The organism is Neobacillus sp. 114, from assembly GCF_030127045.1.
Classification (GTDB): domain Bacteria; phylum Bacillota; class Bacilli; order Bacillales; family Cytobacillaceae; genus Neobacillus; species Neobacillus rhizophilus.
In genome coordinates this window covers 2,842,125-2,857,810 of the sequence record NZ_CP126144.1, presented here as the reverse complement: position 1 = coordinate 2,857,810, position 15,686 = coordinate 2,842,125, and the positions used below count along the sequence as shown (strand labels likewise).

The 15,686-nt window shown below is 39.8% G+C and carries 14 protein-coding genes; 3 read left to right on the top strand and 11 right to left on the bottom strand.

Annotated elements, in window-relative coordinates; genetic code table 11:
• Positions 1-11: 11 nt before the first annotated feature.
• From hprK to QNN06_RS13950, 7 genes are all read right to left on the bottom strand, one after another.
• A complete protein-coding gene (gene hprK, locus QNN06_RS13980) occupies positions 12-947 on the bottom strand; it encodes an HPr(Ser) kinase/phosphatase (protein ID WP_213115786.1) in 936 nt (311 codons plus the stop codon).
• A 181-nt stretch (positions 948-1,128) separates the two neighbouring features.
• Positions 1,129-1,773 (bottom strand): response regulator, encoded by a 645-nt coding sequence (locus QNN06_RS13975; RefSeq protein ID WP_213116865.1) that lies wholly within the window; start codon positions 1,771-1,773, stop codon positions 1,129-1,131.
• A 9-nt stretch (positions 1,774-1,782) separates the two neighbouring features.
• Positions 1,783-2,922, bottom strand: coding sequence for a sensor histidine kinase (locus QNN06_RS13970; RefSeq protein ID WP_213115787.1), 1,140 nt, complete (start codon positions 2,920-2,922; stop codon positions 1,783-1,785).
• A gap of 161 nt (positions 2,923-3,083) precedes the next feature.
• On the bottom strand, positions 3,084-4,643 hold the full coding sequence (locus QNN06_RS13965; RefSeq protein WP_213115788.1) for a malate:quinone oxidoreductase: 1,560 nt from the start codon (positions 4,641-4,643) through the stop codon (positions 3,084-3,086).
• Between the two features lie 331 nt (positions 4,644-4,974).
• Complete coding sequence (locus tag QNN06_RS13960) at positions 4,975-6,384, bottom strand: TrkH family potassium uptake protein (protein WP_213115789.1); 1,410 nt, start codon at positions 6,382-6,384, stop codon at positions 4,975-4,977.
• Between the two features lie 62 nt (positions 6,385-6,446).
• Entirely contained in the window at positions 6,447-7,106 is a 660-nt protein-coding gene (locus QNN06_RS13955; RefSeq protein ID WP_213115790.1) for a response regulator transcription factor, read from the bottom strand.
• Positions 7,087-9,240 carry an ATP-binding protein gene (locus tag QNN06_RS13950; protein ID WP_284037744.1) on the bottom strand — a complete coding sequence of 718 codons (2,154 nt, stop codon included), beginning with the start codon at positions 9,238-9,240 and terminating at the stop codon, positions 7,087-7,089. Before QNN06_RS13950 ends, QNN06_RS13955 begins: the two co-directional genes overlap by 20 nt.
• A 199-nt stretch (positions 9,241-9,439) precedes the next feature.
• On the opposite strand from QNN06_RS13950, the gene QNN06_RS13945 reads away from it, so the two are divergent.
• Entirely contained in the window at positions 9,440-10,003 is a 564-nt protein-coding gene (locus QNN06_RS13945; RefSeq protein ID WP_213115792.1) for a hypothetical protein, read from the top strand.
• Between the two features lie 213 nt (positions 10,004-10,216).
• Here the strand turns inward: QNN06_RS13945 and pepF are convergent, their stop codons facing one another.
• Positions 10,217-12,007: an oligoendopeptidase F gene (gene pepF, locus QNN06_RS13940; RefSeq protein ID WP_213115793.1), complete on the bottom strand. Its 1,791-nt coding sequence runs from the start codon at positions 12,005-12,007 to the stop codon at positions 10,217-10,219.
• 93 nt (positions 12,008-12,100) lie between these two features.
• Between pepF and QNN06_RS13935 the strand changes: the two genes are divergently transcribed.
• Positions 12,101-13,021 carry an MBL fold metallo-hydrolase gene (locus QNN06_RS13935; protein WP_284037743.1) on the top strand — a complete coding sequence of 307 codons (921 nt, stop codon included), beginning with the start codon at positions 12,101-12,103 and terminating at the stop codon, positions 13,019-13,021.
• Between the two features lie 43 nt (positions 13,022-13,064).
• Here QNN06_RS13935 and QNN06_RS13930 read toward each other — a convergent pair whose 3' ends face one another.
• From QNN06_RS13930 to QNN06_RS13920, 3 genes are all read right to left on the bottom strand, one after another.
• Positions 13,065-13,550 carry a hypothetical protein gene (locus tag QNN06_RS13930; RefSeq protein ID WP_213115795.1) on the bottom strand — a complete coding sequence of 162 codons (486 nt, stop codon included), beginning with the start codon at positions 13,548-13,550 and terminating at the stop codon, positions 13,065-13,067.
• A 155-nt stretch (positions 13,551-13,705) separates the two neighbouring features.
• A complete protein-coding gene (locus QNN06_RS13925; protein WP_213115796.1) occupies positions 13,706-13,891 on the bottom strand; it encodes a hypothetical protein in 186 nt (61 codons plus the stop codon).
• A gap of 79 nt (positions 13,892-13,970) precedes the next feature.
• The gene (locus tag QNN06_RS13920; RefSeq protein ID WP_213115797.1) at positions 13,971-14,522 is read right to left on the bottom strand and encodes a DUF421 domain-containing protein; all 552 of its coding nucleotides are present in this window, start codon (positions 14,520-14,522) and stop codon (positions 13,971-13,973) included.
• A gap of 119 nt (positions 14,523-14,641) precedes the next feature.
• On the opposite strand from QNN06_RS13920, the gene QNN06_RS13915 reads away from it, so the two are divergent.
• On the top strand, positions 14,642-15,460 hold the full coding sequence (locus tag QNN06_RS13915) for a GDSL-type esterase/lipase family protein (RefSeq protein ID WP_213115798.1): 819 nt from the start codon (positions 14,642-14,644) through the stop codon (positions 15,458-15,460).
• The last annotated feature ends 226 nt before the right edge of the window (positions 15,461-15,686 follow it).

Genomic DNA, 15,686 nt, shown 5'->3' with positions numbered 1-15,686 from the left:
TCCCTTTGTATTCATTCAATACTAGAATTCGTAATATCAGCCTCTATCCTACTCAGGAACTCTTCTGCGGCGCTGTAACCTTGCTGCTTCAAATACCAGTTATTTGCCGCTGCCTCGATTAACCCTGCTACATCTCGTCCTGGCTGGAGTTGGATTTCAATGGAAGGAATCTTAACACCCATATAGTCTGTAGAGTGAACTTCTTGATCCAAATCGTTATACAAGGCATCTTTTTCCCATCTGGTCAAATTAATATCCAGCGCGATTCGTGTCTCGTCCTGAAAAGCCTTGCGTCCATATAACCGAACCACATTCAGCAGCCCAATACTGCGAAGAGCCAAAAACTCCTTGGTTTTCTCATCGTGAGTACCCAGAATGGTTTGATGACTAAGCTTTTTTAGAACAACAATATCATCCGCAACCAGCCGATGTCCCCGGCGGATTAAGGTGTGCGCTGTCTCGCTTTTTCCAACCCCCGAATTCCCTCGAATTAAAACCCCAATACCGGATACATTCATACAAACTCCATGCACAGCAATTTCCGGTGCTAATTCTTTCACCAAATACGCATCCAATTTGGGAATAAACTCTGATGTAATCTCAGGCTTATTTGTCAACAACAAGGGGATGCCCTGTTCAACACAATGTTGATTCAAATAGGTAAGTCCTTCTTCACCACAAGTTACGATAAAGCATGGCGGATGATAATGGACAATATTTCCGATTCGGATTTTACGTTCCTCTTTACTTAACCTATGTAAATAAGTAACTTCCTTTTTTCCTAAAATTTGAACTCGCTCTGTTGGAAAAAAGTCAAAATGGCCAACAAATTCCAAGCCCGGACGATGCACCCGTGATTGCGTTATCACATTCTGAAGCTGACTTTCGCCAGCAAGTACCTTCAATGAAAACTTCTCAACCAAGTTTTCAACTGTTATTTTCTTCACTTCTAAACTCCCCTCAATTAGTCTTTATATAATTGCATTCCTTGCATTATATTTAGGATTAATGAAATCATCATCATTAACAAAATAAATTGTGACTGTAACTATCAATCCTTGTCCATGTAGAATACTCATTCAGTATTTCTGATAAAGGGCCATGAACCATAAGAACCGTCCTCATGCCTCACTTTTCCTTTAAATAAATAATCAACTCTGAACGGCTTTTGAGTTCTAGCTTATCTAGAATGCGGGAAACATAGTTTTTAACTGTTCCTTCTGTTAAAAATAATGTCGCGCTGATGGTCTTGTTGCTTTTTCCTTGCATAATTTGTTCAACGACTTCTATTTCTCTTGGTGTAAGTATTTTGGACAAGTCTTTCTTTTCCGCGGTAGGTGCCTGCGGAGATTCAGGAACATTCCGGAGGGCGCTGATTAGTTTACTTGTTACATCTGAATGAAGTAGTAGCGTTCCTTCGTGTGCAGCCTTTATTGCCTTAATAATCTCTTTTAGGTCAGAGTCCTTTAGAATAAAACCGTCTGCCCCATTCTTCAGTCCATTAAAAATATACTCATCTTCATTAAAGGTGGTTAAGATGATTACTTTCACATTTGGATATTTTTCCTTAACTGCTTTTGTAGCCTCGATGCCATTCATGACAGGCATTCTGATGTCCATGAGTATCACATTAGGCGTCATTCTTTCCAAAAATACAAGAAGTTCTTCCCCATTCGTTGCTTCCCCGATGATCCGAATCTCTTCATTTAAACTAAGCAACATTTTTAAACCATCCCTGACAATTCCCTGGTCATCTACAATTATCACGTCAATCACTTTTCATCACTCCACATTTGTCACAAATGGAATTTCCGCTTCCACCGCAAAACCGTGTCCCTTGGCCGACACAAACTGAATACTCCCGTTCAATAAATGGATTCGTTCCTCCATTCCCCGCAGGCCGTGGGATTTTTTAATATCAGTACAGCCTTCCCCGTCGTCCTCTACTTTCAACAGCACCTTTTTTTCATTTACAAAAATATCAATATGAAACGTATGGGTATTCCCGTGTTTAATCCCGTTTGTAATGGCTTCCCTCACAGTTTCAAAAATTCCATTTTGAATGTCGCGGCTTGCGAACTCAACGGTGTCATCGAAAAATAATTCAAATTGTAATCTGCCGGCGGTTTGTAAGCTATCTATTAAATCCTCAATAGAGTCGCGCAGCTTAACCTTATCTTTCCATGCCTGATTATCCTTTAAAACATCAACTGCTTTACGAAGGTTCGTAATCGATGTTTGCGAAATGACTAAGGCTTTCTTCATGACATCCTTTGCTTTTTCTGGATTTGATTCCATCATATTATCGGCAAATTCTAGGTGCATTTTTAAGGCGATCAGGGCATGGCCGATGGAATCGTGGAGCTCCTGGGCAATTCTAGTCCGCTCTTTTATAATCGTGATTTCCTTCAGTTTGACATTAGCCTCCATTAATTCAGCATTGAGCAGATTTCCCTTCTCCCTTTCCCTGCTGTTGCTCCGAACGAGGTAGATAAGCGCCATCAAAGCAAAGTAAGGGATTAATGCTTGCTGGATTCCTGCCTTAAGAGCAAACATGCCGATCACAAACATGAAAATATGAAGAATAACAAGGCCAATTTGTATAGTCGGCAGATAAATAAAAATTTCTACGATTGGAAAAATAAAATAAATATTTAGCGGTATGTTATCAAATTGAATCACATATAAACCGATTGCTATAATACTTACCGACATCGATATATAGTAGATTATACGATTTTTTTCATATAGTTGGTAATAATTTCTGTAAATATCATTTAAATGCAAAATAACCAATCCTATAATGAAAGCCCCCTTTAAAGGTATCGAAGAAGGAGACTGCCCCATAATATCAATCGAAGCCATAATGATCAGGATGATTCGAAAAATCATCATGACCGAGGGGGTTTTATGTTTTTCCATGACATGACATCACATCCATCAATTAGTTTCTATTTTAATTGCATTATACTATTCTGCTAAAAAACTGAATAGGTATCTAAAGTCATACAAAAATGAAAAATGGGGACGGTTCTTCTGCTCTGATGCAGAAGAACCGTCCCCATAAAACTTCCCATGAACTTTTAAACTGATACAGGTTCCTTTTCTACACTACGTTTCTCTTTCGATAAATCCTTCTTATTGTTTACAGGTGCGCGTCCTTTACTTAAGCCAAGTGCAAACGCTGTTGAAGCATGAATTTCGTCGAAAAGCTCTGGGTTGTCCACTAGTGAAACGCCGTAAGATGGAATCATTTCTTTTATTTTTGGTTCCCACGCTTCTAGGTGCTGAGGGAAACATTTTTTTATGATCTCGAGCATGACGGAAACAGCTGTTGATGCACCTGGTGAAGCACCGAGCAATGCTGCGACTGAGCCATCTGTTGCAGTGACCACTTCAGTACCAAATTGAAGCGTTCCTTTACCGCCTGCTTCCGTATCTTTAATAACTTGTACACGTTGTCCAGCTACCACGATATCCCAATCTTCGCTTTTTGCATTTGGAATAAATTCGCGCAGTTCTTCGATACGCTGTTCCTTCGATAACATTAGTTGTTGGATCAAGTATTTTGTTAATGGAATGTTTTTGGCACCTGCAGCCAACATCGTAATGACATTATTTGGTTTTACAGAACCTAATAAGTCCATATTTGAACCAGTTTTCAAAAATTTTGGTGAAAAGCCCGCAAATGGTCCAAACAATAGTGATTTTTTGTTATCGATAAATCGTGTGTCAAGATGTGGCACTGACATTGGAGGAGCACCAACCGCAGCCTTGCCGTATACTTTTGCATGATGCTTGTTTACAACCTCAGGATTGTTACATACTAAGAATAGTCCACTTACAGGGAATCCTCCAACATGTTTACTTTCAGGAATACCAGTTTTTTGCAGTAAAGGCAAGGAGCCGCCTCCGCCGCCAATAAAGATAAATTTTGCAGTATGGCGTTCAATTTCACCGGTTTCCATATTCCACACTTTTAATCCCCATAGGCCATCCTCAGTACGTTTAATATCATCAACTTGATGTTTGTATTTGATTTCAACGTTTTGGTTCTTTAAGTGTTCAGTCAACATGCGTGTTAAAGCACCAAAGTTAACATCCGTACCAGAGTCAATTTTTGTAGCCGCTATTGGTTCCTTTGAAGTCCGGCCTTCCATTATAAGCGGAATCCATTCTTGCAATTTTTTCGGCTCATCGGAATATTCCATCCCTTGGAACAATGGATTGTTTGAGAGTGCTTCAAAACGTTTTTTCAAGAACTCTACATTATTTTTCCCTTGTACCATACTCATATGTGGCAGCGGCATAATAAAATCGTGCGGATTGCGGATCAGATCACTGTTAACAAGATAAGACCAAAACTGTCGTGAAACCTGAAACTGTTCATTAATTTTGATAGCTTTGTTAATATCTATTGATCCGTCTGGTTTTTCTACAGTGTAGTTCAACTCGCACAGGGCAGAATGTCCAGTTCCTGCATTATTCCATTCGTTCGAGCTTTCCTCGCCTGCTTTTTCAAGCTTTTCAAAAACTGTAATTTTCCAGTCCGGTACTAATTCCTTTAAGAGTGTCCCTAAAGTGGCACTCATGATTCCGGCACCAATTAAGATAACGTCTGTTTCAGTTTGTCTGCTACTCATTTTTCCCATCCCTTATATGCTATGATTTGCAGAAAGGATGCTGGCGCCTATGCTTAAAGCAAACAGCAAGCTAAGGCGCGACTAGTTACACACCTTTTCTGGATCAATTAATTCCTTTATATAGTGTATCACTAATATCGATAGATTTAAATATTTATTACTATAATAATAGTTAGTAAGCTATTTAAAAGCTGGTAAAAGTGAGAAGTACATCCACAAGGCCCTGTATTTATCAATCTTTTTGGCAATCGCTTACATTTCTGTGAAATCATTTTTTTATGATGAATAATTATAAACCGCGCCGTTTACCTATACACGGATTATATTTCAATTATCCTATTAATATCTTTTCTTCAGCATATCTAAGTCTTGCCTTATGGCGCTTGGACATGAGCGCGAATGCCATGGTTAAAGGCCCAAGGCGACCGATGAACATCATCAAGGTAATTAAAAGTTTTCCATAAGGTGATAAATCACCAGTGATACCCGTTGACAATCCGACTGTTCCGAATGCTGAAATGGTTTCAAAAAGCAGCTTATTCATCGGCATATCCTCTGTATAGGTCAGCAAAAAGAAAATCGTAAAGATAAAAATGATGGCTGACACCCCAATCGATAAGGATTTATTGACCAAGTTCCAGGAAATTCTTCTTTTAAAAATATTGACATCGCTTCGATTAGTCAGTACAGTCCAAAAGGCAAATATGATAATGGCAAACGTCGTAACCTTAATTCCTCCGCCAGTAGAGCCAGAAGAAGCGCCGATAAACATCAATGCCATCGTAAAAACTTGCGAGGACAGCGTCATATGGCCAATATCAATGGTATTAAAGCCGGCTGTTCTTGGTACGACACCTTGAAAATAGGAGGCCCAGAATTTATCGTTCCAGCTTAGATTTCCAATCGTTGCGGCATTATGAAATTCAGAGATTAATATAATTATTGTTCCAACAACATTAAGGATTAATGTCATAAGGAGCGCCACTTTGGAATGAAGAGACAGTTTACGTAAAGATTTTTTCTGCCAGACATCTAGTATAACGGTAAAGCCAATACCGCCGATGATAAATAATGAAGTGATGGCTAAGTTGACGGTCGGATCGCCGACCCATTTGCTGAGATTGTCTGGTTCAAGGCCAAAACCGGCATTGTTAAAAGCAGATATGGAATGAAAAAATCCATAATATAAGGCTTTGGTCCATGCCATCTCAAAGGACCAGCGTATGGCTAAAATAAGCGCCCCTGTTATTTCTACGATTAAAGTAATAAAGATAATTCTGGAGACGAGTTTTACCACGCCTGAAAGTGTAAATAGATTTAGCGAATCTTGAAGTAGCAGTCTTTCTTTTAAGCCAATTTTCTTTCCGAGGATGATAAACATGAATATGCCGATGGTCATAAATCCCCAACCGCCAATCTGGACTAAGAAAAGCATCACCAGCTGGCCGAAAATGGTAAAGGTTGTTCCTGTATCCACAACCGCGAGACCAGTAACGCAAACGGCCGACGTTGCCTCGAATAAGGCGTCGACAAAATGGAGGCCCTTTCCCTCTTCATAAGTCGAAATGGGCAGCATTAATAAAAGTGTACCTAGAAAAATAAGTACCGCAAATCCGATTACCAGAATTTGCGCTGGATGCAGTTTGATAAACTTCCCTTTTTCCTTTTTTAACTCCACAAATACTCCCCTTTGTTTGGTAAGATATGAAATGTGTAAATATTGGATAAATTTATGAATCATATCTTACTCTCGGGAGTTGGATTTGTAAACAAAAAATTTCTTTTCCCGCATGTTGTTTCCTTTCATGATTCCATTTCAGATTCTTCCCAGCTTTGCGAGGTTTTAAAAATTTTCTTAGCCTCATGCCTGTCGGAGGCCTGCAATTTATTAAGTATATTCGTAACATGATTTGCTACAGTTTTCACACTTAAATGGAGCCTAGCAGCAATTTGTGCATTTGTTTTTTCCTCGACAATCAACTCCAATATTTCCTTTTCACGGGCAGTTAGGTCGGACAATACAGGATTTACCGATTCTATCTCTTCTGTTTTTGAAAAATATTGCATCATCCGTGCGGCAATGTCCGCGCTGAACACGGCGCTGCCATTTCCGACCATGCGGATGGAATGAAGGAGTTCCATTTCTCCGGCATCCTTTAACACATACCCGCTTGCACCCATTTTCATTGCCGTAAAAACAGATTTATCATTTTTCAGCATCGTGACAATTAGAATCTTTATTTTCGGAAATTTTTCCTTTATGATTTGAGTGGCTTCAATTCCATTTAGTCCTGGCATGCGTATATCCATGACAATGACATCCGGTTGGTGTGAAGACGCCATTTCTACAGCTTCCTCTCCTGTGGCAGCCTCACCAATCACTTCCAAGTCATCCGTTGTTTGAATCAAATTTCTAACTCCTCCGCGAAACAACGGATGGTCATCAGCTAAAACTATTCTCATCCCTCATCACTCCTGTCGAAAAAGGCAGCACTGCCCTTACTCGTGCTCCACCCATTTCCAAAGATTCCATTTCACATTTCCCGCCAAGCTCCAATGCTCGCTCCCTTATCGATGTTAAACCAATTCCTCCGTTTTGGGACGGCCTCAGCTTATCAGGAAACCCAGCACCATTATCCGTAACCTCGAGTTCTAGTGTGTTTTCTACAATTGTTACACGAACTTTACATTTGGTCGCATTCGCGTGGCGGAGTAAATTGACGAGGGCTTCCGTTATAATCCGGTACGCTGCAACCTCAACAGCTGCGGGCAATACAGGCAAACATTCCGGGGCTTCCAAGAAAATTTCAATGAAACTAACTCCCGATGTGGCAGACACTTCTTCCGACGTTTTCCTGATTTCATCCACCCTCGCCTGGATTGAACCCAGCAGTCCAAATTCATCGAGTGTCGGTGGGCGTAATCCATGGACCATCGTACGAATTTCATCCACAGTTGAACGAATTACTTGACGCAGCCCCTCCATTAACTCCAAAGCTTTCGCTGGATTTCTTTCAATATATTGCTCGGCTGCCGCGACGTTAAAAGCTAATGACATGAGCCGGGGGGCATGGTCATCATGAAGGTTTCGGCGGATTTGCAGCCTTTCCTCTTCACGTGCCAGCACCAACCTTTCCCTTGACATCTGCAGGTCATTTGCCAGTAATTTCATTCCCAAATTCATTTTCACATTTTGAAGTACGGGACCAGCTTGGCGGAGAAGAACAACAATAAGTTTATTGTCCTCACCAGTAAATACCTCATTTAAAGACCTGCTTGATAAATGAAGTGTCCCTAGTTCTTCCCCTCCATGAATAATCGGTAATGTGTGGATATCAAACTTTACTTTTCCCGATGCTGCAGCAAGTGTCTCTTTTCCGTTTATATTAACGAAAATCCCGGCGTATGGCAGGCGAAGAGCATCCCGTATCGTTCCTGTCACAACGTTTAGCATTTCTTCAGGCGCAATGGGTTTGATCAAATGATCCCCAAGTTCCTTCAGAACGGTATACGGATCATCATGCCTTCCCTTCATCAGCCTGTTCACAAGAAGCTGCAATCTTTCTTTTATTGGCGCAAAAAGAATTGCCACAATGGCGGTTGCCACTATGGAAATGATGAAGTTGTTATCTGTCTTAAATATGCTGCTAAAATAGAAAACTAAAAATGAGTATAGAAGAATAATAGCCAGCGACAAGGTGCCATACACAATCGTCCGGTTCACAACCGGGTCGATATCCCACAAGCGATGACGGAGAATTGCGAATGCTAATGTTAATGGTATGATGGCAACAACGCTATATAATAATGCACTTAAATAGAGGTAAGATACTGGGTTTTCGCCAAAAATCGGATAGACAAAAAATCCGCTTATGATAATTGACCCCAGAAATGAGAGCGAAAATCCATAGACCACCCATTTGGTTTGTTGCCGCTCGACCTGGCTGGATATTTTTTTATATTGATAGATTTGTGAATAAATCATAACAGAAATCATGAATCCATAATAAAGCAGTCTCGCCATGCTGGACCAATTTAATAAATCAACAGCCGTGCCCGAAAAAATCAAACTAATGAACTGGATGATACAAAAAGGAGTAAATAGCACAAGCGGCCAGCGGTGAATAAAACGTCCGTTTGGAAATATTAAGAAGAATAAGAATAGAGCCATTCTACCTACAGCCCCGATGATTTCCGGAAACTGGTCTACCAACTCGCGGCCATCTGATGCAAGGTATACCAATGATGTGTAGGTTGACCCATATGTGACCAATGCCAATACTGCCAGAAGCCCCATTATATCCCGCCTGCTTTTAAAAAAAATGATGATAGCTGCTGTGAAAAATAGGAAGGCAAACGTGGATTCGATGATGACAAATAACGCCGCATACGTGTTAGAGGTTAAATGGTATTTGCTTAACGCTTCAATCGTTGTTGGGGGCGCAGGTGCCAAGGAACTACAGGACTTGAGGATACATTCGTTTCGTAGGGCGTCATAATAGCCTGCAATGGATTGAATGAAAAATACTAAGGTCAGTATAGAAAAAATAATCACAAAGACTTGAAACAAGAAAATTTTCTTATTTACTCCATTCATCCAGGAACTATCCCCACCTTTTGCACCTAAGATATAGGAAAATTATAACAAGACGACCAACTTCTGTATAGATTTGGTTTTTCCCGTTTATTCCCATAAAAACTTCCCGCTTGAAATGGGAATCCCCCTCCCTTCAAATCAGGAATTCCCCTTTGATACGATTAATTCGTAAACAACAAAACAAAGGGAGTTGGAAAACATGACGTTAGAAAAAATCGTTAAAGTTCTTGGGTTTATTGCTTTTTTAGGGGGAATCGCCAGAATGGGGATGACGCCTTCAGGTTTGATTTGGGGGTCGGACAGCACACCTGAGCTAATCTTCGCTTTTGCCGCAAGTATATTAATGGCAATCTCGTCTATGGCTTTGTTTATGTCCCAGTCACGGCAGACAGGGGTTTTCGGTTTCATCTCCGGTCTCATTCTTTCTGCAGGAAACTTAATGCTATCGGCGACATTCTATGGTTTGTTCGCTTACGGTGGTTACCCGAAAGACGGCTTGTTCGTCAATCTTGCGAATAGTCTCTCCTACGGAGGGCTGCTGTTTGCCACGGTCATCCTGATGATTGTTACCTTTCGCGCAAAAGTGTTCCCTCGCTGGTACGCAATAGTGTTCTTGCTCATGCTTGTCTGTCTCGGCCTTCCGTTCCTTGGTGATTTCTTCGCCTTCTTCTGGGGATTGACATATGTACTGATGGGTTACTCCATCTTCACTGGAAAAGGAATCAGCGTTGTCACTGTTAAAAAAGAGGAAATTTCCTTATAAAATAAGACTTTTACTTTAAAGTAATCCATCAGCGGATTTTTTAAAGATATCAGCGAATTCTTGGCACATATCAGTGAATTTTTAATTATATCGGCGAATTTCCAATTTTATCAGCGAATTATCGAAATATATCAGCGAATCGCAAATTTTTATGAATAAAAACGGAAAAGCTCCAACGCCTATCTCACTGGCTTTGGAGCTTTATCAATTAACCTATAAAGCAGCAAATTCACTAATCAGCTGCTCAAACCGTTTCAAAGCATTGTCAATCGGTTCAGGTTTAGATAAATCTACACCGGTTTTCTTTAACAACTCGAGCGGATAATCGGAACTGCCGCTCTTCAAAAATTCAATGTAAGCATTGACGGCCGATTCGTCCCTGCTTAATAGCTGTTCAGCAATATGAATGGCAGAAGCAAAGCCGGTTGCGTATTTGTACACATAGAAAGGTCGGTAAAAATGCGGGATCCGTGACCAGCCGTATTTCACTTCCTCATCAAACACCACTTCGTCCCCGTTATATTGCCTAAATAAAGATTCGTAAATTTCACTAAATACATTAGCGTTTAAAGGTTTTCCGCTTTCCGCATATTCATGCGTGATTTTTTCAAATTCTGCGAACATGACCTGTGTAAAGAAAGTTCCTCTAAATTGGTCAATAAAATGATTTAGCAAATATTTCCGTATCTCTTGATTTGTTTCTCTTTCTAACAAATAATGAATCAATAGTACTTCGTTCACCGTTGAAGCCACTTCGGCTACAAAAATACTGTAGCCGGCGGAGATTCTTGGCTGGTGCTTGCTGGAATACCAGGAATGCATCGCGTGACCGAATTCGTGAATCATGGTGAACATACTATCCAAATCATCATGTTGATTTAGCAGCACAAATGGATGAACCCCGTAGACACCCAGGTTGTAAGCACCCGAACGCTTGCCAGGTGTTTCCCGGACATCGATGTAGCGGGCATCTTTGAAGGTTTTCAGTGTATTAACGTAATCCTCGCCCAGGGGTGCCAAAGCTTTTAAAATCGTTTCATACGCTTCTTCATAGGAAATTTCTAATTTCACACCAGGAACCAGAGGAACGTTCAGATCGTACTGGCGCAGCTCCTCCAAGCCAAGCAGTTTTTTTCGAATAGAGCCATATTGATGCAACGGTCCAATATTGGCTTTTGTTGCCGTAATCAGATTTTCATAGACCTCTTTTGGAACCATGTCCCCGAACAAACCTTTTTCCAAAGCGGTTGGGTAGTTCCGCAAGCGGGCCAACGTCGTATTTGTTTTAACGTTTGCAGATAAAGTGGAAGCAATCGAATTTTTCAATTGCAAATACGGCTGATAATAAGCCTTGTATGCTTCCCTCCGCTTATCTCGATCCTCATCTTCAATTAACTTTGAGTACATGCCGCGCGTCAGTTCGACTTTCATTCCTTCATCATTCGTCACCTCGCCGAATTTGATATCGGCGTTGTTGAGCATACTGTAGGTGTGGCTTGGCGCAGAAAGGGCCTCACCTAAGTTGGATAAGATCTCTTCTTTTTCCTTGGTCAAAACATGTGCTTTATATCGGAAAGCTTCAAAAAGGTCTTGTTCAAAGTATTTTAACCGCGGTTCTTGCTCGATATATTCTCTTAATGTGCTTTCCTCTAAACTCAATAAAAATGGCATGAAAAATGATGAAGCTGCGCTTATTTTTACGGAAAGCTGCTTGGCACGGTCAACGAGCGATTGCGCCAAGGCATCGCGGGTGTCTACATCGGCCTGGAGCATGCCGTACACATAGACAAGATTCAATTTACTGGAAACTTCCTCTTTTTCGGATAGATAATCATAAAGTGACTCTCCATTGTGAATCGCACCATCAAATTTTTTCAATTCGGCAGTCTTTTTTTCAATCCAGAGATAATCATTTTCCCAGTCCTCAAGATTTTTATAAAGGTCCTCGAAATTCCATTTTTCTTTTTCCGGCACCTCAACCCTTGACTTATAAGTAATGGTCATGTGAATCTCCCCTTGCAATTGTAAGTTACTTAATTTTACCATTTAATTGAATGCTGTTATAATCAAAACAAAAAAATTCTCGCAGGTGAGTTTATGAGAAAAAAATACTCAAATCTCGATGATGTGAAAAACAACAAGTCATTTAAAGATATGATGAAGTGGAACAAAGAAAGACGAAGCAAGGTAAAGGATTTAACGATTAATATTCCACAATGCCAGGATAAACAGATTGAAGAAATTAAAGAAAACCGTAGCATGACTTCTTATACCTGGATTGGCCACTCCACCTTTTTGATTCAAATGAATGGAGTTAATATATTAACCGATCCAGTCTGGGCAAAGCGGATGGGCTTTCAAAAAAGATTAACGGAGCCCGGGATTCCACTCGAGGATCTTCCTGAGATTGATGTAGTCGTTATTTCTCATGGCCATTACGATCATTTGGATTTTCCAACCATCAAAAAATTAAAGGGGAACCCTCAATTTTTTGTTCCAATTGGTTTAAAGCCGCTTTTTAACCGGAAAGGATATCAAAAGGTCAGCGAAATGGGCTGGTGGGACAGTGCTGAAATCAGAGGCATCCAGATTCATTTTGTCCCGGCCCAGCACTGGACAAGAAGGACGCTGACGGACATGAATACATCCCATTGGGGAGGGTTTATTTTTCAAAATCAAAAAGAAACGCTGTATTTTGTTGGAGATACAGGATATTTTGCGGGATTTAAGCAAATCTCCGAGCGTTTCGACAACATTGATACTGTGTTTATGCCAATTGGTGCTTACGAGCCGGAATGGTTCATGAAGGATTCACATATTTCGCCGGAAGATAGTGTGATGGCATTTTTAGAATTGAAAGCGAAAAAATTTGTCCCGATGCATTATGGTGCCTATCGGCTGGCGGATGATACCGGCCCGGAAGCCCTTGAGCGCCTTTATCGTGAATGGGAAAAACTGCAGCTTCCACTACATCAATTAGAGGTCTTAGCTATAGGAGAGACGTTTATACAGGATTAAGTTATTGTTTAAAAACAAAGTGTTTCCCAAGGAGCATTTAGGGTTATTCCTCTGGCAAACACTTTGTTTCCTGTTGAGGATATATTTTTTCAAAAACTTTTTGAAAACAATAGTTTAATAACGCATCTGCAAAAATTAATAAGAAAAAATAACTGGATTTTACTTTAATTTTAAACACATCAAGTTTTTTGAATAAAGCTAGTACCGGAAAAGCATAAATTAAGTCCCCTACAAAATTGATTAAGGCATATAACAAAAATCTACCTTTCGATAAATAGAAAACCCAAATATTCATCACAAGGTATGGACCAAATAATAGAAGGAATGCGGTATGCGTCATGTTTTTTTGACCGCCTCTTACCTTCCATAATTTTTTTGTCGTAAAGTAAAATATTTCACACATGACTGTCATTGCCGAAAACAAGGAAACTGGGAGATATTTGACAAACACCTTCTTCTTATTAGGGAGTAAAATTACTGAAACCCAAGAGGCTAAAAAGAAAAGAATTCTAATGGCAACCGGTAACATTTTATCATTCTTGTTTAAAATATGATTTTCCGTTCAATGCTTTTACTTTGGCTATAATGAGTGATTCATATACACTTTTTTACCAACAAAGAAGCAAAAGATTATTATGAATCTATGTACGGCCAAAAATAAAAACAACCATTGAGGTTGTTTTCTTATATTAGCGGCTTTCCGGCATCTGGAGAAAGATTCGGATCACCACCGCCAATAATGATGGCACTCTCCGCTTGAATGTCGTTGTCAGCTGTTATTGCCCCATTTTCATCGTGAGCTTTATTCGTTTTCTTTCCCTCTAAGTCATTTAGCAATTCCTGTGGGACATATTCGTTCTCTTTGCGCAAATTTCGCACCACCCTTCCAAAGGGTAGTTTTTGCTTTTTCTATAAATATATACAGGGTATATTAGTTGGGTTTTCCTATTCATTTATTATTTTCCACGACCTTATCGAAAATGTTTTCACTTTTCGATGAGGTTTCTGTCTGACCTTTCCCCATTATTTTCATTAATGCTTCCTGTGTCAGCGGTTGTGCATGCGGCATTAGTTCAAATCCGAATTCACCATCCGTTTCAATCGTACCGATTTTTACATCCGAAACATAAGAAATTCCTTTTTGTCGCATCCGCATTTCTAATTGCCCTTGGGTAATACGGAGTTTTTTTAAACTTTCCATTATGATTTTTCCATCATTAATGACCAAGGTCGCTTCGCCAATTGCATAACGTTCAATGAAACTCGATTTCATCTGCAGCTTTTGAAAAATAAATAAAAATATACCGAAGAAAATCAGAATGATGATTACTTGATAAAATTTATTTTCCTTAATGGCATGCCCCATGGTGGTCCCGGTTGCCAAAATGACAACCGACTCCAAATTGGTCATCCTCGCAACTGATTTTTTCCCGACAAATCTTAATATAACGATACTTGTAATTAATAAAATGGTTGCCTCATAAATGAAGTAGAATTTCAACAGTACCACACCAAACATAGCTTATTTATGATTATTTTATCCCAAGTTCATTGGAAATCATCCACTAATTTCTTCTTGGAATTTGCCTGTTATAATAGGAGAATTAAGGAGTGGTACCAATGAAACTGATTAAATTCCTTGTAATTTTTGTCTTACTTATTGGTCTTGGTGTATCAGCCTGGATTTATTACCCAAAATATCAAATTCAGAAAATAAAAAAACAGACTGTGGAAGTTAGTGCAAATGTCCATAAAATCTCTTATCTTGATTATTTTCGAAACATGAAAAAAGATGAAATTTACCACCTGGCAATTGGCGACTCTGTCATTCGCGGTGTAGGTGCAGAGCAAAATGAAGATCTTGTCAATCAATTTTCGAACAAGCTAGGCAGCCAGATTAAGAAGAACATTCAATTTCAAAATGAAGGTGTTAACGGGATTACGAGCGGCGAGTTAAGGGAATTGGTTCTCGAAGGTCGGTTTGATGAAGAAATGAAGAAAGCCGACATCATTACCATTAATGTCGGCGGAAATGATGTACTGAGGGCTGCTAAGGGTCAGAACCTGCAAAATGTATTTCAATCGTTTGGTGAGCTACAAACCTCTTTTACAAAAAACTTATCTGACATCGCATCAAGGGTAAAATCGGTGAATCCTGATGCCACCATTGTATTTTTGGAATTATATAATCCGTTATCACCGTCTGACAAACTGTATCCTCTTGCAGATCAATTGCTGCCGAAATGGAACCTTAAACTATATGAAACTGCCAATCAATATTCCCCATCTCTTGTGATTGAAACCACTAAGGTAATAAATGGGGAAAGACCGGAAAATTTATCGCCGGATGGTGTGCATCCTAATTCGAACGGTTATTCCGCTATATCAGAGCTAATGATTTATCAATTTAAGCATCAGTATCGAATCGATTCTGTATAAAACCGAAGGAGCCGTAAAGGCCCCTTCGGTTTTTATTGTCCATCTGCTCCGTTTTGCGTTACTCTGCGGACATGGTCATCTTCAAAATTATTAGCTCTTGCTTGACTTTATCGTCAAGCAATTTCTTTTGGTCTACCTGCGGCGAGGGGGATTGTTTTTTCTTGGACATGAAAATACCTCCATTTGATTGTAATGTTCACCCTCTTATTTTGCATTTTTTTATGAA